The organism is Burkholderia sp. WSM2230 (assembly GCF_000472445.1).
Lineage (GTDB): Bacteria > Pseudomonadota > Gammaproteobacteria > Burkholderiales > Burkholderiaceae > Paraburkholderia.
Map to the genome: position 1 here is coordinate 852,526 of NZ_AXAJ01000001.1, position 21,950 is coordinate 874,475.

21 protein-coding genes are annotated in these 21,950 nt (G+C 64.3%); 15 read left to right on the top strand and 6 right to left on the bottom strand.

Annotated elements, in window-relative coordinates; all coding sequences use genetic code 11:
- Window positions 1-18 precede the first annotated feature (18 nt).
- The gene (locus A3AC_RS0103900) at window positions 19-990 is read left to right on the top strand and encodes an AraC family transcriptional regulator (RefSeq protein ID WP_025597481.1); all 972 of its coding nucleotides are present in this window, start codon (window positions 19-21) and stop codon (window positions 988-990) included.
- 114 nt (window positions 991-1,104) lie between these two features.
- On the opposite strand, the gene A3AC_RS0103905 is transcribed toward A3AC_RS0103900, so the two are convergent.
- The 5 genes from A3AC_RS0103905 to A3AC_RS0103930 all read right to left on the bottom strand — a co-directional run bounded on the left by A3AC_RS0103905 (window position 1,105) and on the right by A3AC_RS0103930 (window position 6,053).
- Entirely contained in the window at window positions 1,105-1,677 is a 573-nt protein-coding gene (locus tag A3AC_RS0103905; RefSeq protein ID WP_025597483.1) for an FUSC family protein, read from the bottom strand.
- Window positions 1,678-1,732: 55 nt separating this feature from the next.
- The gene (locus A3AC_RS0103910) at window positions 1,733-3,052 is read right to left on the bottom strand and encodes a cation:proton antiporter (protein ID WP_025597485.1); all 1,320 of its coding nucleotides are present in this window, start codon (window positions 3,050-3,052) and stop codon (window positions 1,733-1,735) included.
- A gap of 169 nt (window positions 3,053-3,221) precedes the next feature.
- A complete protein-coding gene (locus tag A3AC_RS0103920) occupies window positions 3,222-3,632 on the bottom strand; it encodes a DUF3175 domain-containing protein (protein WP_025597487.1) in 411 nt (136 codons plus the stop codon).
- Between the two features lie 179 nt (window positions 3,633-3,811).
- On the bottom strand, window positions 3,812-4,327 hold the full coding sequence (locus A3AC_RS0103925) for a PRC-barrel domain-containing protein (protein ID WP_025597489.1): 516 nt from the start codon (window positions 4,325-4,327) through the stop codon (window positions 3,812-3,814).
- Between the two features lie 328 nt (window positions 4,328-4,655).
- Window positions 4,656-6,053, bottom strand: coding sequence for a DNA topoisomerase IB (locus A3AC_RS0103930; RefSeq protein ID WP_025597490.1), 1,398 nt, complete (start codon window positions 6,051-6,053; stop codon window positions 4,656-4,658).
- Window positions 6,054-6,214: 161 nt separating this feature from the next.
- Between A3AC_RS0103930 and A3AC_RS0103935 the strand changes: the two genes are divergently transcribed.
- From A3AC_RS0103935 to A3AC_RS0103965, 6 genes are all read left to right on the top strand, one after another.
- The gene (locus tag A3AC_RS0103935) at window positions 6,215-6,559 is read left to right on the top strand and encodes a hypothetical protein (protein ID WP_025597492.1); all 345 of its coding nucleotides are present in this window, start codon (window positions 6,215-6,217) and stop codon (window positions 6,557-6,559) included.
- A 179-nt stretch (window positions 6,560-6,738) separates the two neighbouring features.
- Window positions 6,739-7,290 (top strand): type 1 glutamine amidotransferase domain-containing protein, encoded by a 552-nt coding sequence (locus A3AC_RS0103940; protein ID WP_025597494.1) that lies wholly within the window; start codon window positions 6,739-6,741, stop codon window positions 7,288-7,290.
- 91 nt (window positions 7,291-7,381) lie between these two features.
- On the top strand, window positions 7,382-7,948 hold the full coding sequence (locus A3AC_RS0103945; protein WP_025597496.1) for a DUF4142 domain-containing protein: 567 nt from the start codon (window positions 7,382-7,384) through the stop codon (window positions 7,946-7,948).
- Window positions 7,945-8,289, top strand: coding sequence for a DUF1488 domain-containing protein (locus A3AC_RS0103950; RefSeq protein ID WP_025597498.1), 345 nt, complete (start codon window positions 7,945-7,947; stop codon window positions 8,287-8,289). The genes A3AC_RS0103945 and A3AC_RS0103950 overlap by 4 nt, the downstream gene beginning before the upstream one ends.
- A gap of 172 nt (window positions 8,290-8,461) precedes the next feature.
- On the top strand, window positions 8,462-9,043 hold the full coding sequence (locus A3AC_RS0103955) for a membrane protein (RefSeq protein ID WP_025597499.1): 582 nt from the start codon (window positions 8,462-8,464) through the stop codon (window positions 9,041-9,043).
- Window positions 9,044-9,805: 762 nt separating this feature from the next.
- The gene (locus A3AC_RS0103965; RefSeq protein ID WP_025597503.1) at window positions 9,806-10,255 is read left to right on the top strand and encodes a ferritin-like domain-containing protein; all 450 of its coding nucleotides are present in this window, start codon (window positions 9,806-9,808) and stop codon (window positions 10,253-10,255) included.
- Window positions 10,256-10,375: 120 nt separating this feature from the next.
- Here the strand turns inward: A3AC_RS0103965 and A3AC_RS0103970 are convergent, their stop codons facing one another.
- Window positions 10,376-10,714: a BON domain-containing protein gene (locus A3AC_RS0103970; RefSeq protein WP_025597504.1), complete on the bottom strand. Its 339-nt coding sequence runs from the start codon at window positions 10,712-10,714 to the stop codon at window positions 10,376-10,378.
- 491 nt (window positions 10,715-11,205) lie between these two features.
- On the opposite strand from A3AC_RS0103970, the gene A3AC_RS0103975 reads away from it, so the two are divergent.
- From A3AC_RS0103975 to A3AC_RS0104010, 8 genes are all read left to right on the top strand, one after another.
- The gene (locus A3AC_RS0103975) at window positions 11,206-12,687 is read left to right on the top strand and encodes an RNA polymerase factor sigma-54 (RefSeq protein WP_025597506.1); all 1,482 of its coding nucleotides are present in this window, start codon (window positions 11,206-11,208) and stop codon (window positions 12,685-12,687) included.
- Window positions 12,688-12,831: 144 nt separating this feature from the next.
- A complete protein-coding gene (locus A3AC_RS0103980; protein ID WP_025597508.1) occupies window positions 12,832-14,001 on the top strand; it encodes a pyridoxal phosphate-dependent aminotransferase in 1,170 nt (389 codons plus the stop codon).
- 76 nt (window positions 14,002-14,077) lie between these two features.
- Window positions 14,078-14,806 carry a FadR/GntR family transcriptional regulator gene (locus A3AC_RS0103985; RefSeq protein ID WP_025597510.1) on the top strand — a complete coding sequence of 243 codons (729 nt, stop codon included), beginning with the start codon at window positions 14,078-14,080 and terminating at the stop codon, window positions 14,804-14,806.
- Window positions 14,807-15,029: 223 nt separating this feature from the next.
- On the top strand, window positions 15,030-15,773 hold the full coding sequence (locus A3AC_RS0103990) for a (Fe-S)-binding protein (RefSeq protein ID WP_025597512.1): 744 nt from the start codon (window positions 15,030-15,032) through the stop codon (window positions 15,771-15,773).
- Window positions 15,770-17,161, top strand: coding sequence for a lactate utilization protein B (locus A3AC_RS0103995; RefSeq protein WP_025597513.1), 1,392 nt, complete (start codon window positions 15,770-15,772; stop codon window positions 17,159-17,161). Before A3AC_RS0103990 ends, A3AC_RS0103995 begins: the two co-directional genes overlap by 4 nt.
- Window positions 17,148-17,738, top strand: coding sequence for a LutC/YkgG family protein (locus A3AC_RS0104000; RefSeq protein ID WP_025597515.1), 591 nt, complete (start codon window positions 17,148-17,150; stop codon window positions 17,736-17,738). Before A3AC_RS0103995 ends, A3AC_RS0104000 begins: the two co-directional genes overlap by 14 nt.
- 54 nt (window positions 17,739-17,792) lie before the next feature.
- Window positions 17,793-19,667 carry a VRR-NUC domain-containing protein gene (locus tag A3AC_RS0104005; protein WP_025597517.1) on the top strand — a complete coding sequence of 625 codons (1,875 nt, stop codon included), beginning with the start codon at window positions 17,793-17,795 and terminating at the stop codon, window positions 19,665-19,667.
- On the top strand, window positions 19,664-21,928 hold the full coding sequence (locus A3AC_RS0104010) for an ATP-dependent DNA helicase (protein WP_025597519.1): 2,265 nt from the start codon (window positions 19,664-19,666) through the stop codon (window positions 21,926-21,928). Before A3AC_RS0104005 ends, A3AC_RS0104010 begins: the two co-directional genes overlap by 4 nt.
- The last annotated feature ends 22 nt before the right edge of the window (window positions 21,929-21,950 follow it).

Genomic DNA, 21,950 nt, shown 5'->3' on the forward strand with positions numbered 1-21,950 from the left:
TTTTAGCGCGAAAGTCTCATGGACACGCTCAGCCGATTGCTCGACCTCGCCCGGCCGCAGGCCAGCCTCGATCTGCGCTGCCTGCTGAGCGGCGCATTCGACGTGGACCACGCGCCCATGGAGCCGGGCATCGCGCCGTTCCATCTGGTGCTCGAAGGCGAGTGTGTCATTGAGACGGCGGAGGGCGGACAAGTGCCGCTGCGCACCGGCGATTTCGTGCTGTTTCCACGCGGCGCGGCGCATCGCGTGAGAGATACCAGGCGCAGCACGACCGCGGCGCCGCTCGTGACGAGCCACGACGGCCTGCTGCCGATCAAAAGCAATCGCGCCGCCGAGCCCGGCGAACTCGCGAACGGCTCGCAGCCCAAAGCCGATCTCGACCTGCTGTGCGGCCGCTTCGTCTACACACCAGGTTCGTCGGCATTACTGTTGAATGCGCTGCCCGATCCGTTTCACGTGTCGCTCGGCGGCGTGCACGCGTTGGGCTCCTTGCAGGCGCTCATCGGCCTGATGCGCGACGAAGCCGGGCAACGCCGGCCCGGCGCGCTCGCCATTGTCACCGCGTTGAGCCAGGCGCTCTTCGCGATGGCGCTGCGCGTACACGGCGACGAGGCCGGTTCGGCTCCCGGCATGCTGGCGCTGCTCGCCGATCCGCGTCTCGCCTCGTCGGTACAGGGCATGCTGAGCGCGCCCGAGCGGGCGTGGACCATCGCCGCACTCGGCGAACTTGCGGCGATGTCGCGCGCCACTTACGCACGGCGTTTCAACGAACGCGCCGGCATGACCGTAATGGATTTCCTCACGCAGATTCGCATGACGATCGCTTGCGATCTGCTGTGCCGGACCCAACGGAGCGCAGCCGAAATTGGCGAGGCGGTGGGTTATCAATCGGAAGCGGCATTCGGCAAGGCGTTTCAGCAGAACGTCGGCGTGACGCCCGGGCGATACCGGCGGCTGCCGCACGACGGCGCGCCGGCCGCGGCTGCATGAAGCGGAGTCCTGCGGCTGGCGTGCCTGGCGTGCCTGCTGCGCCTGGTGCGCCTGCTGCGGCTAGTGCGCCTAGTGCGCCCAGTGCGCCCGATGCGCCCAATGCGCCCAATGCGCCTAATGCGCGTCGCGATCGGCGCCCCACCAGCGCTTTTCCGCGACCGACATCAGCCACGCCACCAGCAACGCGCACACCGTGCCGAGCGTGACTTCGCCGAGGCGCAGCAACGCCTTGTCCCACGCCGGCCCGATGCCCGGCACCAGCAGCATGATGGTCGCGGTGATGCCGCCAAGCCGGGCCGCGCTGCCCACATTGACGACCCAGCAGATCACAATCGCCGCCGCGACCGTCGCCGCATAAGCCGCGAAATAGCCGCGTCCGAGCGTCGCGCCCGCGAGCCCGCACACGCCGCCGACCATTGCGCCGATGAACTGGTCGCGCGACAGCTTGCGCGTGTCGATATAGCTGTGCTGGCTTACGGCAATCGCGGTGATCGCCGCCCAGAAGGCCTGCTCCGTGTGCAGCGCCCGGCCGATGCCGAACGCGAGGCTCGCGCCCGCCACCGCCTGGAAGGCCATCAAAGCGCCTTCGGTGAGCCGCTCGGCGAACGGCAGCGACTTCAGGAAGGCGAACAGCGATTCGCCGGCGCTCGCGCGTTTGGTTTGCGCTGGATGGTCGGAAGGAGTCATCGGCTGGCGAAGTGGCAAAGGCGGCTCGGGGAAGCTGCGGAGGGTCGTTCGTATTCTAGCGTTCGCGACGACGCAGCCGACGATAGCGGTTCATGAGCGGCGTCGCCGACACGCCGTGAATCACCACGGAAGCCGTGACTACGGCCAGCGCGAGCGGCATCAGCGGTTCGATGTCGGCGGCCGGGCCGTGTTCGAGCGCATAGGCGAGGTAGTAAAACGAGCCCACGCCGCGAATGCCGAACCAGCTCGTCAGGCGCCGTTGCGTCGGCGAAGCGGCCGAGCCGAGCAGCGACAGCTCCACTGACGCGGGCCGCACCACAAAGAACAGCGCCACGATGAGCGCGAGCGCGGGCCATGTGAAGATCGGCGCACTCAGCGTGGCGAGCACATTGCCGACCATCGCCATGATGATCACTTCCGCGATGCGTTCAAGCTCGATCGTGAAGCCGAGTACCGACTCGGTCATGAACGCGTGCGCCTTCTCCGGGTTGGACGCGGTCGCTTCGACATCGGCCGAATCGATGGTGCCGATCGCTTCGCGCGGCGAGGTGCCGCCGCTCGCGCGATGCTCGACGCGGCGCATCGACACGCCCGCTGCGAACACCGCGAGAAAGCCGTAGGTCTCTGCGAGTTGCGCGGCGCCGAACGACAGGCCCATCAACCCGAGCGCGAAAAAGCCCTCCAGCCCGAGCGCATGCGCATGGTGCGTGCGCAGCCACGCGACTGCATGCGTCGTCGCCCAGCCGAGCAGACCGCCAATCGCGATTGCGCCCAGCACGCCCCACGCGGCGGCGCCGGCGAGCTTCAGGTTGAACACGTCGCTTGGACTGGCTTGCGGCATCGCGCAAAAGGCGAGGCCGACCATCGCGAACGGCAACGCGATGCCGTCGTTCAGGCCGCCTTCGCCGGAGAGCGCGAAGCGCAGCAGATCGTGATCGCCTGGGTCGTGGACTTGCACGTCGTGAGCGAGCACCGGATCCGTCGGCGCGAGAATCGCGGCAAGCAGGATAGCGGGCCCCCAGCCGAGATCGAGCACGTACACGCAGAAAATCGCGAGGAGCGGCACGGTTGCGAGCATCGCCAGAAAACCCAAGCGCAGCGGCACCGTCCACAACCTGTCGAGCATGCCCACGCGCAAACGCAAGCCGATTGCGAACAGCGACACCAGCAGCGCGACTTCGGTGAGCCTGCGCAGCAGGCGAGCGTCCGCGATCATGTCGAGGTGCAGCAGATCGAGGCCCGGCGGACCGAGACCGTAGCCGACCGCGACATAGACCATCGCGGCGCTCACGGGCAGCCGGCGCAGTGTCGTCGCGGCCACGCCCATGAAGACGAACACCGCTCCGACGATCAGGAACCAGTACGTTTCGTGCATGAGCATCCGGTTGAGGCCGGCCATGCGAACTGCGCACGGCGGGCCGGGTGGAGGGGCGCGGGCCCGGACGCGTCACGCGAACGCCGTCGGGCGCAGGTGTTGCGTCAAGGCGCGCATGAATGCGCGCATGAATGTGCGCGAAGGCGAATGGATGCGGACGAATGTCGCCTCAGGGCGCGCGTCCAAACGCTTCGCGCAGCTTGCGCTTGGCTTGCTCCAGCGTTGCGCGGCGAGTTTTCGGCAGGTTTCGGCCCGCGCGGTTGATGTAGAAGTTCAGCATCGACATCGCCGATTGGAACGGTGTGCCTTTGCGGCGGCGGCTTCGAGTCGACGACTTTTTCAGCGATTGTGCGATTTGTTCCGCGTTGCCCTCCTTGAAGATATCCGGCTGGAGGTCCATCGCGTCGCTCGTTTCCATCACATGATGCGACCACTTGCGCGGGCTTTTGCCTCTGCCCGCGCGCGCCGCCTTCCTCTGTTGCGCGGCGTGCGCTTGAGCATGGCGTTGACGCGGCGGCCGTCCGGACTTGCCGCGCGCCCGCGGGTGCCTCGATTTGCTGGTGGATTTGCTGGTGGCCATGAGAGCCGCCTCCCTTTCGGGTCCTGAGTGGCCCGGTTATGCCCGCTCGCCTCGTGCGGCTAACGAGACAGTTCATACGGGGAAGCCAAAGCGCCGGTCGCCGTGAAGGCGGCCGGCGCGTCGTCGGCGAGCCGACGTGAAGCGCGGATGCGCTTCGTGCACTCGCCGCGGCTCGCGGATTACAGCTTGACTCCGCCGGCTTCCGGCGCGTCCGACGATCCGGCTGGAATGTCGCCGATGCGCGTGTCATCGCGCAGGTCGAAGCGGTCGCGATTCCAGTACGGCTCGCTGCCGTAGTACTGGTGCACCGAGGTGGCCCAGGTCGGGTCCGCCATCGACGGCCAGTGGTCCTTGTCGAACCCCGGCGCGTTCTTCACGCTTTCTGCGGGCATGTTCAGCACGAAGCACTTCTGCTCGGTGTCGAGGGTGAGCGCCTGCCATGGAATGGCAAGCAGCTTGTCGCCGATGCCGAGGAAGCCGCCGCTCGAAAGCACTGCATAGGCAATGCGGCCCGAGCGCACGTCGAGCATGATGTCCTTGATCTTGCCGATATCCTCGCCGTCGCTGCTGAGGACTCTGTTGTCGTCGAGCGTGTCTGCCGCCATGACGTCGGGGCCCGGGCCTTCCGCCGTTGCACTGCCTTTACCGACGATACGTGCGCCTTGCGTGCCTTGCGACTGACTTTGCATGACCATGATCTGCCTCCTTTGCAGGTTAAGGGTATGAACAGTGCAGCAACGCGCGTTCCTCGCCGGGTCGCGCGAGGGTTTGCGACAAACTGGCGGTGCGCTTGTGGGCTGGCTTCCGGCACAGCGCTCCGTGCGCGTAAATGATGCGAGCGCTAATGAAAATTCTGCGCCGGCGGCGCGCTTATAAGTGCGTTGCAATGAAGGCCCGGGGCAATGTGGATAGTGCAGCATGCATCGACGCACTGCGGTAGACACGATTCATGGCTCTGCGCTCGTGATGATCGCATGCGTCGAAGACAATTGGTTCGGTGCCCGAACTAACTGTCTGAGTGCATCAGCTGACCGCTGGCTTCTCTGGGCCCGGTGCCGAACTGGCGCGCTCGCTCGCGGCTCGCCGCGCGCCGACTTTAACGCTGCCATTGGCGCCGGCTTTAACCCTGACATTCGCGCCGGCTTTCACGCCGGCTTTCGCAGCGACTTTCTGGCGGGCTTTGCGGCCGGGTTTCTCGCCGGCTTGCAGTGCCGCCTTGTTCGCTTCCTTGCGAATCGCACGCGACTTTTGCAGCAGCGTCGAGATAGAGCTGTTGATGCTGTCGGCCGCTTGTGCCTCGCGCAGCTTGCGACCCTTCGCGCCCGCCTGACGCGCGAGTTTCGCCGCGCGTTTTTCGGCGTGGGCGAGCAACGCGGCAAACGCCACTTCGTCCACTTTTAGGCCGCGTCTTGACTGGCCGGGCGGCAGGCTCTGCAATTCGTCCGCCTCGAAGGCGCTGATCACAGCCGGATGGATATAGCAGCGCCGGCATACGGCTGGCGTATTACGCAACAGGCCCGCCACTTCCTTGACGGTGGCCACGATATGGTGCCGGGCCTCGGCGGCGCTGCTGCACACGAGGCGCCGCAGCGTCGCCAGCGCATAGACGCTGCCGGCCCACGTCCGGTAATCCTTCGCGGTGAAATCCGCGCCGCTTACCCGGCGCAGATAGTCGTTGATGTCGGCGGAACCGACGGTGCGGCGGGTGCCGTCTTCGTCGAGATACTGGAACAGGTCATGCCCGGGCAGTTCCGCACAGCGCCGCACAATGCGCTTAACGCGCGGGTCGTCGACTGTGACGTCGTGTTCGATGCCGCTCTTGCCGCGAAACTTCAAGCGCAGTTGTCCGGCTTCCACCTTCACGTGCTTCTTGCGCAACGTCGTCAATCCGTATGACTGATTTTCGCGCGCGTACTCGACGCTGCCGATCCGCACGAGCGTCGTATCGAGCAGCCGCACGACGGCGGCCATTACCTTGTCGCAAGGCATGCCGGGCAGTTCGAGATCGCGCGCGACGCGCGCGCGGATTCTCGGCAACGCGCGCCCGAACTCCGCCATGCGTTCGTATTTGTCGGCGTCGCGCGTTTCGCGCCAGCGCGGGTGATAACGGTATTGCTTACGGCCGCGCGTATCGCGGCCGGTTGCCTGGATGTGACCACGCGGATCGGGGCAAATCCATACGTCCTCATAGGCGGGCGGAATCGCGAGCGAATTGATGCGCTGGATTTCCGTTTCGTCTTCAATGCGCTTTCCTTCGACGTCGAAATACGCGAAGCCGTCTTTCTGGCGCTTGCGCGTGTAGCCAGGCTTGCTGTCGTCGGCATGGCGCAAGCCGGGCGGCATCGGCGCGGGTGCGGCTTGCGTCGCGCTGTCGTCGGCGCACGCGTGAGCGTTTTGAGTTGTGCTGTTCGTCGTAGGCATCTTCGCAGGTAGAACTTTCAAGCGTGAAGCGCGTTGCGCCAGTGATGGCCCGGAGCAAGGGCGGTGCCTGGCCGCGGCGTGCGCGGCCTCCATGCGGAACAGTCCTTGCGATGAACCTCATACGTATCAACCCGCCCACCAACCCAGCACAGGAGAGCGCCATGAGCAGCACGCTGAATCCCGATGAAGAGCCGCAACAGGTCGTGAAGCAAACCTCCGGCACGACAGGCACGTTGGGACCGAGCGATTCGTCCGATAGCGGCAGCGATGTCGCCGGCGAGAAGCGCCACGAGTTCGACGTCGATACTGAACTCGACAACCACGCGCTCGAAACCGGCGACCTGGAACTCGGCAGCGACACCGATCGCGCCGGGACCGGTGAGCGCGCCGCAGCCGACGGCGATTCGACGCTCGACCCCGATCGCGACATCGAACCGGACCGCATCGTGACCCCGCCGGGTGCGGCCGACGACGATGGCCTCGACGAGGACCCGAGCGGCCTCTAGACGGCTCGCGCAGTTCGCTTTACGTTGCGCCGCCGGGCCCGCCTGCTGGGCCACGCGGCGCGCGGAAGCTCACGCCTGAGCGGCAGGCACATGCCTTGCTGCGACTCAGTTGACGAACAGCTAGTGACGGGGGCAGGCGCTGCGCGCGCGGCCCCGCATTCGAACGAAGGAGAGAACACATGGCTAACAGCCTCGACGGTCTGAAGGTAGCGGTACTCGCAGTGGATGGTTTCGAGCAGGCGGAACTGGTCGAGCCCAAACGCGCGCTGGCCCAAGCCGGCGCGACCGTGCATGTGATTTCAGAGAAGCCCGGCAAGATTCAGGGCTTCAGGCATGTCGATAAAGGCGACGCGGTCGAGGTCGATGCGACTTTCGACAAGGCCAGCGCGGACGACTACGACGCCGTCGTGTTGCCCGGCGGCGTGGTGAACGGCGATGCGATTCGTCTGCTGCCGCAGGCGCAGGCGTTCGTCAAAGCAGCCGACAGCGCGCAAAAGCCGATCGCGGTGATCTGCCACGGCACGTGGCTGCCCGTGTCGGCGGGAATCATCAAGGGCCGCACGGTGACGAGCTGGCCTAGTCTGCAGGACGACATTCGCAACGCGGGCGGCACATGGGTCGACCAGGAAGTGGTGGAGGACAGCAACCTGATTTCGAGCCGCAAGCCCGACGACATTCCCGCATTCAACAAGGCGCTGATCGGGCAACTGTCGAAACGCAAGGCGGCATGAGCGGCGCGATGCGCGTCGCGCAGGCGCGAGGTCGGTGCGGATGTGTGTGCTCGAGCAGCGCGGATGACTCCGTAAGCAAGGGAGAAAAAGCATGAAACTACGGTATTCCCTACAGGTGATGGCGGTCGCGCTAGGTCTCGGCGTGGCGTCGGCCGGCGCGGTGCATGCGCAGGCAAGCGACGCCCCGGCGAGCGCCGCGCCCGCGGGCGGCACGAGCCTCTCTCCGGCGGATCAGCAATTCATTCAGGACGCCTCGCAATCCGACGCTACCGAAATCGCAGCGAGCAAGATCGCGCTGAAGAATTCGCGCGATCCGCGTGTGAAGAAATTCGCGCAGCAGATGATCACCGATCACACCAGGCTCTCGCGCAGCATGGCCGCGCTTACGGCGAAGAAGCGTTTGCCCGCGGTGCCTGCGGCCGATTCGGCGCTCGTCGGCAAGCTGCAAACGCTCAAGGGGCAGCAGTTCGACGAAGCGTACGTCGAGCAGATCGGCGTCGAGGCGCATCAGCGGGCGGTCGATCTGTTCCAGCAGCAGAGCCAGAGCGGCACCGACTCGCAACTGAAGGCCGCAGCCGCGCGCGCGTTGCCGATCATCCAGCATCATCTCGAGATGGCGAAGCAGCTCGCCGGCGCCATGAAGGGTTCTTCATCATGAATGCAATCCTGCCGCGGCCTGCCTACGAGGACTCCCTTATGCAGATCACTTTTCCCGACGAGGAACCGACCTTCGATGGCGCGAACCTGACGGTTCGCTTCATGGCGCGCGTAGACGGCGAACCGGTTGTTTGCGCGATTACCGTCGAAGCGCTCGAGGATCATTTCGGCGCCGAGTCGCCGCTCGAAAGCGCGTTGATGGAGGCCTTCGAAAAAGGCCGCAACCGGATCCGCTCGGTATGCGCCGAGGCGCTCGACCAGAACAACGGCGAGGGCGTCATCCTGCATAGCGGACTGTTCAGGGTGGAAGGCATGGAACCCGATCGCGGCACCGCCGCGTAGCGCCGGCACTTCAGTCGCGACTCAACGCGCCGTTCAGTCGCCGTTCAGTCGCCGTTCAGTCGCCGCTCAGTCGCCGCTCAGTCGCCGCTCAAGCCGCCGCTCCTCGCCAGAAGGCGCAACGCCGTTCGCGAGCGTCGTCCGTAAAATCGCTATCACGATGCAAGGAGGCCTTATGTCACTCATCGTTGCAGCACGCTTTACGACTTTCCCAGCCGCGGAAGAAGCGGCGCAAAAACTCTTTAATGCAGGCTTCGTCGAAGAGGACGTCACGCTCTTCTTCGTCAACCCGCGCGGCCAGCACGCGCGTTTTCCGATTGGCGGCGACACGAGCACCGACGCGGGTGCGAAAGGCGCGCCGAAGGGCGCGGGTCTTGGCGTGACCATCGGCGCGGTGGTGGGTGCGATCATCGGCGTCGGCATCTTCGCTGCGTTCTCGGCGCCGTTGCTGGTTTCGGTAATCGCCGCAGGCGTCGGGGCCTATATCGGGTCGCTGGCCGGCGCGATGTGGCGCACGCGAGAGAGCGCCGAGGCCGGGCACCGCACGCCGTTTCATGAAGAGACGCGCGATTCGGGCGTGCTCGTCGCCGTGCACGTGTCGACGGACAACCAGCTCGAGGCGGCGCGCGTGTTGCGCGAAGCAGGCGGCGTGTCCATCGAACGCGCGACGGGACGTTGGCAACAAGGCCGCTGGGCCGACTTCGATCCGCTGAAGCAGCCTGTGCCGCTCAACGAATACAACGAAAAGCGCGCTTGAGGACGCGAGTTTGGTGCGAAAACGGCAAGGGCCCGACTGTGTCGGGCTCTTCGTCTTCTGGCTCTGGCCGACGACAGGCAGCGCGTGCCGTGCTGTTCGCAGCCGCTCGCCGCTAAACCCAGATGCGTGCAGCGCCACGCTGCGGCAGCGGCGGCGCATGTTCCGCCGGACGTTGCTGGCGCGCCGGTTCGCATGACGCCGGCATGACGCCGCTGCGAAGACTTCCGCACGACGAAGGCGCTATGTCGACGCTTTGCGGCGCGCTCGTCGCCACGCTGTCATCGGGTCGGACGTGCTGCTGAAGCTGCGCTACCGCGGCTGACGTGACTATGGCCACGGCGGCGAGAAACTCTGCGCTGCTGATCTTCATGATGTTGTTCTCCCTGTCGTTGTTGCGTGCCCATTCTTTTCAATTCGTCTGTACGTCATGCAGTTTTTCGCTTGATGCGCTGCATGACATAGCGCGGGCCAAGCGGCTTGAGCAACGCATATGCCAACGCGAAAAGCCTTGCCGCGCCGGGCGTGCACGCGGCTGATCGAAGATCGCGCCGCGCAACATTTACTCTTGCTTGCAGGAACGGCCGCGGCGCGCTCGCGGCACACGCGCAGGCGCGTCACGCAACGTTCCAGGCACGCGCCATGCGGGTATCGAATGAACCCCGTTGCTGATGCAGCTCATGGCCGACGACACCCGCGTCCGCTAGGGCATACATGCAGGCCGGCGACGGAATTCGCGATCAACGAAACCCCTGGAGGTAATGAATGGCTACGAACGTTGTTTCCGTGCTGAACGATCTGGTCGAAACATCGAAGGATGGAGAGAAGGGCTTTCGCAAGGCAGCCGAAGATGCGCGCGACGCCCAGTTGAAAACCCTGTTCCTCGCGCGAGCCGAAGATTGCGCGCGCGGCGCACGCGAACTGCAGGACGTGGTGCAGCGCCTGGGCGGCAAGCCGGAGACGGGCGGCAGTGTAAGCGGTGCGTTGCACCGCGGCTGGGTCGATGTGAAGTCGGCCGTGACGGACCGCAGCGACCATCAGATACTCGTCGAGGTGGAGAAGGGCGAGGACGTCGCGAAGAAGAACTATCACGACGCGCTGGAAAAGGAATTGCCGGCGGACGTGCGCGCGATTGTTGAACGCCAGTATCAGGGCGTGCTGCAAAATCACGACCGCGTTCGTGATCTGCGCGACCAGTATGCCGCGAAGAGCTAACGCCTGAGCTCACGCGTCACGCAAAAAAGCCGTCCGCATGCGGACGGCTTTCTGTTTACCGGCACGCAATGCACTGAGTGCACCATGAGTGCACCACGCGCTGGCGCGCCACAACCGGACTTATTCAGCCGCGACTTTCAGGCGGTTCTTCACGCTGCTCACGCCCTTCACGCCTTCCACGACTTCCTGCGCGGCGAGCTTGTCGTCGGCGGAAGGCACCGTGCCCGTGAGCCAGACCACGCCCTTACGCGTCTTCACGTGGATGTGCGTGGACTTCACGTTCTTCGCGCCCAGCAGTTCTGCCTTGACCTTGGTGGTGATGGTGCCGTCGTCGATATGCTGGCCGAGGCTTTCGGATGCAGCGGGCGGTGCCGAGGCGCTGGTTTGTGCCGTCGCGTTCAGCGCGAATGCAAAACACGCGATGGTGCCTGCGGTCTTCAACATCTGGATGGTCTTCATGGTCTCTCCTTCGGGTGTTGATGAAAATTGCGGTCTTGTTGCCTGCGGTCGATCGCGGCGAAAGCCGCCGATGACTCGCGTGGGATCGTTGCCGCTACGGTTCCGTCAGGGCCCGTTATCGACACCGGCCGGGTCCCCGCAGTCGTTGCGCGATTCGCGCGGGATGCGAGGAAACGCGTCCGCTCCACAACCAGCGAGGCGCAAAGTCCGTGCCCGGCGTTCGCTTACGTCCGCACGAGGCGTGGCGAGCCCGTCGAGACGAACGCTTTCAACTGATGAATTCGCGGAGGGCGCGTTGTCAAAGGCTTCGCGGTCGAGTGCGGGCGAACCCGTATTTGCCGCCTCGCTTGTAAAAATGGCGCCGCGCGAGGCCGCAATCCCCGAGCCCGAAAAAACAAAGGCTAGAAAAAACAGCGTGTTGCGAAAGCTGGTACGGCTGTTGCTCCGTACGGGTTGCTCTCTACTTCAGCTATTAACGGGACCTCAACACGATGCCTTCAATTGAACTTCGCACAAGGCAGTCTCTTGCACTCACGCCGCGTTTGCAGCAGTCGGTGCGTCTGTTGCAGCTATCGTCTCTGGAGTTCCAGCAGGAATTGCGAACCGCGCTCGACACCAATCCGTTCCTCGAATACGACTCGTCGGAGACGGAAGACGTCGCGCTCGCAACCCCGACGCCGGGCGACGAAGCCGGCGCGCTGCCCGCCACCGATGCCGTCGCAGCAGCCGAGCCCGATGCGCTGCCGGCAGAAGCGGTGACGAGCGAAACACTCGACAGCGGCGGCCCGGACGATATGCCGGGCGACTTCTCCGGCGACTACAGCAGCCGCAGTTCGGCCCGCCAGAACGGCGACTCTGACGCCAGCGATCCTGCCGAATGGGCGCGTTCGCAGCCGACCTTGCGCGAGCAGTTGCACGACGCACTGCGTCTTTACCGGCTGGACGACCGCGATCGTGCCGTGGCGCGCTTCATCATCGAGGCGCTCGACGACGACGGTTATCTACGTCAGAACCTTGCGGATCTCGCCGACAGCGTCGATCTCGAGCCCGAGTTGACGGAAGAAGAACTGCTGGTCGCTCTGCGCCTCGTGCAGTCGCTCGATCGTCCCGGCCTCGGCGCGCGTTCGCTGTCGGAATGCCTGCTGCTGCAACTGAACGCATTGCCTGCGCAAACGCCGGGGCGCGAGGTCGCGCGGCAGATCGTCGAGCATCATCTCGAGCGACTCGCACGCCGCGAGCAGGCCGAACTACAGAAGCAGATCGGCTGCAGCGCGGAAGAACTGCGCGTGGCCTGCGCGCTCGTGCGCAAGCTCGACCCGAAGCCGGGCAACTGTTATGGCCGTACCGAGGACAACTACGTCGTGCCAGACGTGATCGTGCGTCAGGTGCGCAACAAGTGGGTCGTGACGATCAACCCGGCAGTGCAGCCGCGCGCGCGGATTCACCGCATGTACGCCGAGCTGTTCGCGCAGTCCGCGGGTGCAAGCCGTTCGCCGCTCGCCCAGCAGCTTCAGGAAGCCCGCTGGTTGATCAGGAATGCACAGCAACGTTTCGATACGATCCAACGTGTGGCCGAATGCATCGTCGCGCACCAGAAGGCGTTCTTCCAGTACGGCGAGATCGCATTGAAGCCGATGGTATTGCGCGATGTCGCCGACGAACTCGGCTTGCATGAATCGACCATCTCGCGCGCGACCGGCAATAAATATATGGCCACGCCCCGCGGCATTTTCGAGTTCAAGCATTTCTTCCCGCGCGAACTCGGCACGGAAAGCGGCGGCACCTGTTCGGCGGCTGCGGTGCGGGCACTGCTCAAGGAAATGATCGCTGCGGAAAACGCCCGCGATCCACTCTCCGACGTGACGCTTGCCAAGATGCTCGCGGACCAGGGCGTGCTGGTCGCGCGCCGCACGGTCGCCAAGTATCGTCATCTGATGAAGGTGCCGCCGGCGGAACTGCGCCGCCAGGTGTGAACTCGCTGAGTCCCTGCACGCAGGGACCCGACCGAAACTGAAGCGCCACGCGAGGCTGTCCGCTCGCGTGGCGCTTTTTCGTATCTGGACGTTTCGCGCTGGCCCCATTACATTGGCGGGTCAAATCGAAAATGGGTGAGCGCGATGAAGTATTCGAGTCGGGTCGAGGGTCTGCAAGGCAGGCGCACGTCGGCGTGGGAAATTCATCGTGTGGCGCAGCAGGCCGAGGCGAAGGGCGAGGACGTGATCGTGCTGAGCGTGGGCGACCCCGACTTCGCGACGCCCGCCCCTATCGTCGAACGCGCGATTGAAGCGCTACGCGGCGGCGACACTCACTACAGCGCAGTGTCCGGCCGCGATCCGCTACGCGCGGCGATTGCCGGCGAACACTCGCGCATGAGCGGTTGCGCCGTCACGGCGGCTAACGTCATTCTGACGGCTGGCGCGCAAAACGGCGTGTTTGCCGCGTCGCTGTGTTTGCTCGAAGCAGGCGACGAGGTCATCGTTCCCGAGCCGATGTACCTCACTTACGAAGCCTGCGTGCGTGCAGCCGGCGCGACGCTCGTGCCGGTGCCGGTCGACCCTGCGCGTGCCTTCCACCTGAACTGCGATGCGCTCGAACGCGCCGTCAGCCCGCGCACGAAGGCCATTTTCTTCGCGACGCCGTGCAACCCGACGGGCGTCGTGATGCCGCGCGCGGACCTGGAGCGGATTGCGCGGCTCGCGTGCAAGCACGATCTGTGGGTGCTGTCCGACGAGGTCTACGCCGACCTCACATTCGAGCGCGAACATGTGAGCATCATGTCGATGTCCGGCATGGGCGAGCGCACCGTCACGCTCGGTAGTCTGTCGAAATCTCATGCCATGGCGGGTTGGCGCGTGGGCTGGGCAATCGGCCCGACGCAGCTCATAGAGCACATGGGGCGGCTTGCGCTCGCCATGCTGTACGGCTTGCCGGGTTTCATCCAGCAGGCTGCACTGACGGCGCTGCACGACAAGGCGCGCATAGTCGCCGGAATGCGCGAGATTTACCGGCGCCGCCGCGACGTCGTATTCGAGCATTTGAGCCGCATTCCTGGTTTGCGCTGCCTGCTTCCCGAAGCCGGCATGTTCATGATGGTCGACGTGAGCGGCACAGGCCTCGATACGGTGGATTTCACGTGGCGGCTGTTCCGCGCGCAAGGCGTGTCGGTGCTCGACGCGAGCGCTTTCGGCGAGACGGCGAACGGCTTCGTGAGATTGGGCTTCGTGGTCGACGAAGCGCGACTGGCAGAGGCGTGCAAGCGCATTGCGGCGTTTGTCGCGACGGTATAATTCATGCGCCACGCGCAGCTACCTTGTGCTCGCTAACGCACCGCCCTGAACAATCCGGCTTTATTAGCCGCAGCTTATGCACTTTCGCCCGATCCAGTCCTTCACGCGCAAACGGCTTTCCGACGTGGTTGCCGATCAGATCAAGCAATTGATCTCGGACGGCACGCTGATGCCGGGCGACCGTTTGCCGGCTGAACGCGATCTGGCCACGCAGCTTGCGGTGTCGCGGCCTTCGCTGCGCGAGGCGTTGATCCGGCTTGAATCGGACGGCTATATCGCCACTTCGGGGCGGGGCGGCTTTACCGTGGTCGACCTCACGGCGCCGATCATTTCGCGGCCGCTCGCCGAGCTGCTTTTGCAGAATCCGCGCACCAGTGCCGACATTCTGGAGCTCCGCCAGGGGCTCGAATCCATTGCGACCGTATATGCCGCTGAGCGCGCCACCGCGGCCGACCTTCGCAAGATCAGGGCGGCGTTCGAGGCATTGAAGGCGGCGTCGCAGTCGCAGGACCGCGTGAATCTCGCGGAACTGGATGCCGCGTTTCATCTCGCGATTGCCGACTCCACGCACAACATCGCGCTCGCGCATGTGATGCATGGCATCCATACGCTGATTGGCGAAGGCATGCGCCAATATCATCGGCTGATCGACTACGACGAGGCGATGGAAAAGCAGTTGATGAGCCAGCACCAGGCCATCTACGACGCGGTCATGGCGCGCGACGCACAAAAAGCGCGCAAGGCCGCCGAACGGCATCTTGCGTTTGTGCGCGAGATCTATCAGGAGGATGCGGCGAAGCTGTAGGCTTCGCGCGCGCCTGTCTTTTCTCCTTTATCTCTGTCGGAGCGCATCGGCCACGCGCGACGTGCGCCCGATTGTTTGGACACGCCCGTCGCCAGCCAACATCTTCCAATTGACACCCACCGGCGACTTCCCTATATTTTGGTCTGACCACGCTGACCAGCCTTGCCGTCATGGCCGGGTCGTATCCGCTCACACCGCGTTTTCCCCGTGAACTCATGAACTGATGAAAGTCGCCCTCTTTATCCCGTGTTTTATCGACGCGTTCTATCCGGAAGTCGGCATCGCCACGCTCGAGTTGCTCGAACGCTTCGGCATTTGCGTCGACTATCCGCAGGAGCAGACCTGTTGCGGCCAACCGATGGCCAATAGCGGCGCGCACGCCGACGCTGCCGGCGCCGAACGCGTGTTCGCGCGCAACTTCGCGGGCTACGACTACATCGTCGGTCCCTCGGCAAGCTGCATCCACCACGTGCGCGAGCATCTCACCGCAATCGGGCAGACGGACGAAGTCAGGAAGGTGCGTGCAAGCGCTTATGAACTGGTCGAGTTTCTGCATGACGTGGTGGGTGCGCGCGAATTTCCGTGGGCTGAATTTCCGTATCGCGTTGGCCTGCACAACAGTTGCAGCGCGTTGCGGCATCTCAAGGAAGCGTCGATCTCGGAAGTGGCGGGGCAGCCGTTTTCAAAACCGCGTACTTTGCTCGAAGGCGTCAAGGGCATCGAATTCGTGAAGCCGTCGCGGCCCGACGAATGCTGCGGCTTCGGCGGCACCTTCTCGGTGACCGAAGAGCCGGTCTCCGTGCGCATGGGGCAGGACAAGGTGCGCGATCATCTGAACGCGGGCGCGCAATACATCGTATCGGGCGACATGTCGTGCCTGATGCACCAGCAAGGCTGCGCGGAACGCATGAAGGCGGACGCCCGTTTCATCCATATCGCGCAAGTGCTGAACGGAGCGCGCGCATGAGCCGCATTGACCACGAGAAGGCAGCCGGCGAGTTCATCAAAAAGACGGAGCACGTTGCGTTTCACGACAGACGTCTGTGGGATTTGCGCGAAAAGCGCGATGCGCAGGCGCACGGCATTGCCGAATGGGAGACGTTGCGCGAGTTGGCCTCGGGCATCAAGGAACATACGCTGTCGCATCTGTCCGAGTACCTCGAACAGTTTGCCGCGGCGGCTGAGGCGAACGGCGTGGTGGTGCATTGGGCGTCGACTGCCGAAGAACACAACGCGCTCGTGCACCAGATCATGTCGGAGCGCGGCATGACCACACTCGTCAAAAGCAAGTCGATGCTCACCGACGAATGCCGGATGCGCGAATATCTGGAACCGCGCGGCATTACGGTCATGGAAACCGATCTCGGCGAGCGCATCCAGCAGCTCGATCATCAGGACCCGAGCCATATGGTCGTGCCCGCGGTTCACAAGCTGCGCGCCGATGTCGCGCAACTGTTCGGCCGAACCATCGGCACCGATCCGGGCAATAGCGACATTCACTACCTCGCGGAAAGCCAGCGCATGAATACGCGGCCTTATTTCGTGCGCGACAAGACAGCGGGTATGACCGGCTGCAATTTCGCCGTGGCCGAGACGGGTACGGTCGTGGTGTGCACGAACGAAGGCAACGCCGATCTTTCGGCGAATGTGCCGCCGTTGCATATCGCGTCGATTGGTATCGAGAAGCTGATTCCCAAGGTCGCCGATCTGGGCGTGTTCATCCGCATGCTGTCGCGCAGCGCCCTCGGTTCGCCGATCACGCAATACACGTCGCATTTTCGCGCGCCGCGTCCGGGCACGGAGATGCATTTCATCCTCGTCGATCATGGCCGCTCCGAACGGCTCGCGATGGACGACTTCTGGTACTCGCTGAAATGCATCCGCTGCGGCGCATGCATGAATACGTGTCCGGTGTACCGGCGCAGCGGCGGGCTCTCGTATGGCGGCACGTATTCGGGGCCGATCGGCGCGATCATCAACCCGACGTTCGATCTGAAACGCTATAGCGCGCTGCCTTTTGCGTCGACGCTCAACGGCAGTTGCACGAACGTGTGTCCGGTGAAGATCAACATTCATGAGCAGATCTACAAATGGCGCACGGTGATTGCCGAGCGTCACGAAGTGCCCTTTGTGAAGCAGGAAGTGTTGAAGATGGCAGGGCGCCTGCTGGCGAGTCCAACCTTGTATCGCGCGACGGTCGCGTCGATGAGCGGTGCATTGCGGCGGCTGCCGAACTTCCTCCTGTATAACCCCCTGAATATCTGGGGCAGGCAACGCGAGTTGCCCGAAGCACCCAGGCAGACCTTCCACGCCTGGTACAAGAAAAACCGCGGAGGTGACAATGGGAACGCGTGAGGCTTTTCTCGCCAAGGTGCGGCAGGCGCAACCGGCCGCGCGGGCGCGTCCCCAAGTGCCGCTGTTCGACGCAACAGGCGGCGATCTGCGCGCCCGCTTTACGGCTGCGTTGCAAACGATGGGCGGTACATGCGTGGAAGTGCAGGCCGCATCCGATGTGCTGGACGTGATCCGCGAGCGCTTTGGCGCAACGGTGTCTATCGCCTCGGCCACCGCTGAAGTGCCTGGCACCCGCGAACTGACCGCCAACACCGAGCCAGCGTCGTTGCACGACGTCGATGTCGGCGTGGTGCGCGCACGTTTCGGTGTCGCGGAGACGGGCTCCGTGTGGTTCAGCGAACGCGAGTACGTAGTCAACGCGTTGGGCTACATCGTGCAGCATCTGGTGGTGCTGCTCGATCCGTCGCAACTGGTGGACGGCTTGCAGGACGTCTACCGGCGCGACGACTTCCGCGACGCCCGCTACGCGGCGCTCGTCACGGGGCCTTCCGCGACTGCTGACATAGAAGGCGTGCTGATTCGCGGCGCGCAGGGCGTGCGTTCGCTGACAGTCGTGTGGCTGCCGGGCAACCCGTAGCAGCAGTGGAGTTTGCTATCATCACTGTATAAACATACAGGTCATGCAAACTCCGTGGCAACCGATGCTCCGCCGGATTCCCTCGCCGGCGTTCCTTACTATCTGCTGAACTTAGAGCGTGCGCTCGCATGGCTCGCGCAACGTTACGACGACTTGCTCGATGCAGGCGAGCGAGCGTTTTTCGGCGCGTTTGCATTACTGCCTCAGGCTTCGCGGGCCTTGCTGGTTCGCATGCTGATGCGCAAGGGCACGCTGTTTCGCGCGAGCCGCCTCGCTTATGAGGAAATCGGCTGCCCCTTGCAAGCGGCCGCGCCGATCATCGCGCTTGGCTGGCTGGACGCGGCGCCTAACCTGACTCTCGACGATCTGTTCGCGCTCACCACGCGTGCCGAACTGCTGGATATTTTCGCGGATGCACTCGCATTGATTCCCGGCGCGCGCAGCCTGCGCAAGCCCGAGTTGCTGGACGCATTGCGTCCGTTTCATGCCCAACGGGATGAGCGCGAGTGCGGCAACGACAGCGGCGGCGCTGCGCGTCCGTTGTCCGCGTGGCATCCTCATTCGGGCGATTGCGTGTTTCGCGTGGACATCGCGCCGCTGTGCGAGCGTTTGCGGCTGATGTTCTTCGGCAATTTGCAGCAGGATTGGTCCGAGTTCGTGCTCGCGGATCTTGGCGTGTTCCAGTATGAGAAGGTCGCGTTCGCGCCGTCATCGCGTGCATTCCAGCGGCGCGCGGATGTCGACGTGTATCTCGCGTTGCATGCATGTCGCGAGGAACTGGAGTCGATAGAGTCGTTCGGATCGCTGATCAATTGCGAAGAAGAGGAGGCGGCGCTCAATGAGCTCGTCGCGCGCGTTCGGGCAGTAGAGGCCTCAAATTCATGGCTTGAAATGCGCCGCGCGAAGCTGCTCTTTCGCATCGGCCAGCATTGCGAACGGCGGCAGATGTGGCCTGCGGCACTGGCCGTCTACGAGCTATGCGCCTGGCCCGGCGCGCGTCATCGACGCATGCGCGTGCTCGAGCGCAGCGAGCGTTTCGACGCAGCGCTTGCGCTCGCGTCACAGGCTGCCGCGTCGCCTGAGAGCGAGGAAGAGGCGCAGCGCATCGCGCGTATGCTGCCGCGCTTGCGGCGCAAGCTGGGTGAGCCGGCGGTCCGCGTGCGTGCTGCACGCGCCGCTGAACGCAGCATGTTGATCTTGCCGAGGCCGCAAGCGCCGCACGCGGGGCAGCCGTCGCACGCGCCGCAGACGGTCGAATATGTCGTGCGCGATCATCTGACTTGCGAAGCGGCGCCGGTTCATTACGTAGAGAACGCGCTGATCAACTCGCTGTTCGGCTTGCTTTGCTGGGAACCGGTGTTTGCGGCGCTGCCGGGTGCGTTTTTCCATCCGTTTCAGCGCGGTCCGGCCGATCTTCACGCGCCGGACTTTCATGCGCGCCGCGCCGTACAATTCGCCGCGTGCCTTGGGCAACTCGATAGAAACGTGTATCGCGAGACAATTTTGCGGCATCTGCATGAGAAGGCCGGTGTGCAGTCGCCGTTCGTATTCTGGGGACTGCTCACGCCCGAACTCGTCACGACCGCGCTCGACTGTCTGCCGGCCGCTCATCTGAAGCTGTGGTTCGAGCGTTTGCTAAGGGACGTGCGCGCCAATCGCTCCGGTCTGCCGGACCTGATACGCTTCTGGCCCGCCGAACGCCGTTACGAACTGATCGAAGTGAAGGGCCCGGGCGATCGTCTGCAGGACAACCAGATCCGCTGGCTCGCGTACTGTGTGCAGCACGGCATGCCGGTGCGCGTGCTGGACGTGCGTTGGGCCGACGAAGCGCAGGGCGATACGTGCGACGATTCAGCTATAGATAAAGCCGTCGATGCAGCCCTCGATCCAACCGCGTCTGCCGCGTCCATAGCGGAGCGCGCCACATGACCTACGTCGTCGCCGTTCGAGCGATGTGCGAGTTCACCGCAAGACGGGGCGACCTCGATCTGCGCTTCACTCCGGCGCCCACTTCGCTGGAAGGCATGGCGGGCCATGTGACCGTCGCCGGGCGCCGCACGAGCGGCTACGAAAGCGAAATCGCGCTGACAGGTACGCATCGCAACCTGACCGTTCGAGGCCGCGCAGACGGCTACGATCCAGCGGCGAACCGTCTCGAAGAGATCAAGACGCATCGCGGCGATCTCGAGCGGATGCCCGCCAATCACCGCGCGCTGCATTGGGCGCAGGCACTGGTGTACGGCCACTTGCTGTGCCGCGCGCGAGCCCTTGCGGAGTTGAATGTGGCGCTCGTGTACTTCGACGTCGGCAGTCAGAAAGAAACGGTGCTCACGCAAAAGCATACGGCGCGCGAGTTGGAGATTTTTTTCGTCGAGCACTGCGAGCGGTTTCTCGATTGGGCCGTGCAGGAGGAAGCGCACCGTGCCGCGCGCAACGCGGCGCTCAGCGCATTGCAGTTTCCGCATGCGCAATTTCGCAGCGGGCAGCGGGAACTGGCGGTGTCCGTCTATCGCGCCGCGCGCGACGGCAAACCGCTGATGGCGCAGGCGCCTACCGGCATCGGCAAGACGCTCGCCACGATTTTTCCGTTGCTGAAGGCGTGCGCGGCGGATCACATCGACCGGGTGTTTTTCCTCACCGCAAAAACGCCGGGTCGCGCGCTGGCGCTCGACGCAATCGACACGCTGCACCAGAGCGCGGCGCCCTTGCCATTGCGAACTCTCGAACTGGTCGCACGCGACAAAGCCTGCGAACATCCGGACAAAGCCTGCAATGGCGAGTCGTGTCCGCTCGCGCGCGGCTTTTATGACCGGCTCGACGCGGCTCGCAGTACGGCGCTCGCGCGAGCGCGTCTGGATCGTGCGGCGGTGCGCGAAGCGGCGCTCGCGCATGACGTCTGTCCGTATTACCTGGCGCAGGAACTCGCGCGCTGGGCCGACGTCGTGGTGGGCGACTACAACTATTACTACGACAGCAGTGCGATGCTCCATGCGCTCACGCAGATCAACCAGTGGCGCGTCGGCGTGCTCGTCGACGAGGCGCACAATCTTTTGGACCGCGCGCGCCGCATGTACACGGCGTCCCTGGATCAGGCGGCGTTGCGGCTTGCGCGCAAGACTGCGCCGCTCGCGTTGCGCAAGCCGCTCGAACGTTTGCAACGCGAATGGAATGCGGTCAAGCGCGGGCAAGACGCGCCGTATCAGGTCTATGCCGACGTGCCGGCCAAGCTGCTCGCGGCCGCGCAGAATCTGATCGGCGCGGTTACGGATCAGCTTGCCGAAGCGCCGCTTTCAATCGACGAGGCATCGCTGCGGTTTTTCTTCGACGCTATGCATTTTGTTGCGTTGGCCGAGCAGTTCGGCGAGCATTCGATTTTCGACATCACGCTCAGCACGGATCGCCACGCGCCGCGAGACAAAACGAGCTGCGTGCTGTGCGTGCGCAACGTGATTCCCGCGCCGTTTCTCGCGCCGCGGTATGCAGCGGCGCGTACCACCGTCCTGTTTTCCGGCACGCTCACGCCACATCATTTCTACCGTGACACGCTCGGGCTCGCCCAGGATACGCAATGGCTCGACGTAGAAGGACCGTTTCGCGCGGAGCAGTTGCGCGTACGGGTGGCGGGCAATGTATCCACGCGTTGGCGCGATCGCAACCGTTCGCTGGAGCCCATTGTCGATCTGATCGCGGCGCAGTACTCGGCGCAGCCCGGAAATTACCTGGGGTTCCTGAGCAGTTTCGAGTATTTGCAGCAGGTGGTTGCGCTAATGCGCGAGCGGCATCCCGGCCTGCCCGTGTGGGCCCAGGAACCGCGCATGGACGAGGCGGCCCGCGACGCCTTCCTCGCGCGCTTTCGCACCACGAATCAGGGCGTCGGCTTCGCGGTGCTCGGCGGCGCGTTTTCAGAAGGCGTCGATCTGGTCGGACAGCAGTTGATCGGCGCCTTCATCGCGACGCTCGGCTTGCCGCAAATGAACGAGGTGAACGAACAGATGCGCCGCACGATGGAGGCGCGTTTTGGCAACGGTTACGAATACATGTACCTGTACCCCGGTTTGCAAAAAGTCGTGCAGGCGGCCGGGCGGGTAATACGCACGGAGCACGACGAGGGCGTCGTGCATCTGATCGACGACCGTTACAGGCGGCCCGAGGTGCGCCGCCTGTTGCCCCGCTGGTGGCAGGTTCACTAGAGCGTTAGCGTCCGCCCGGTGC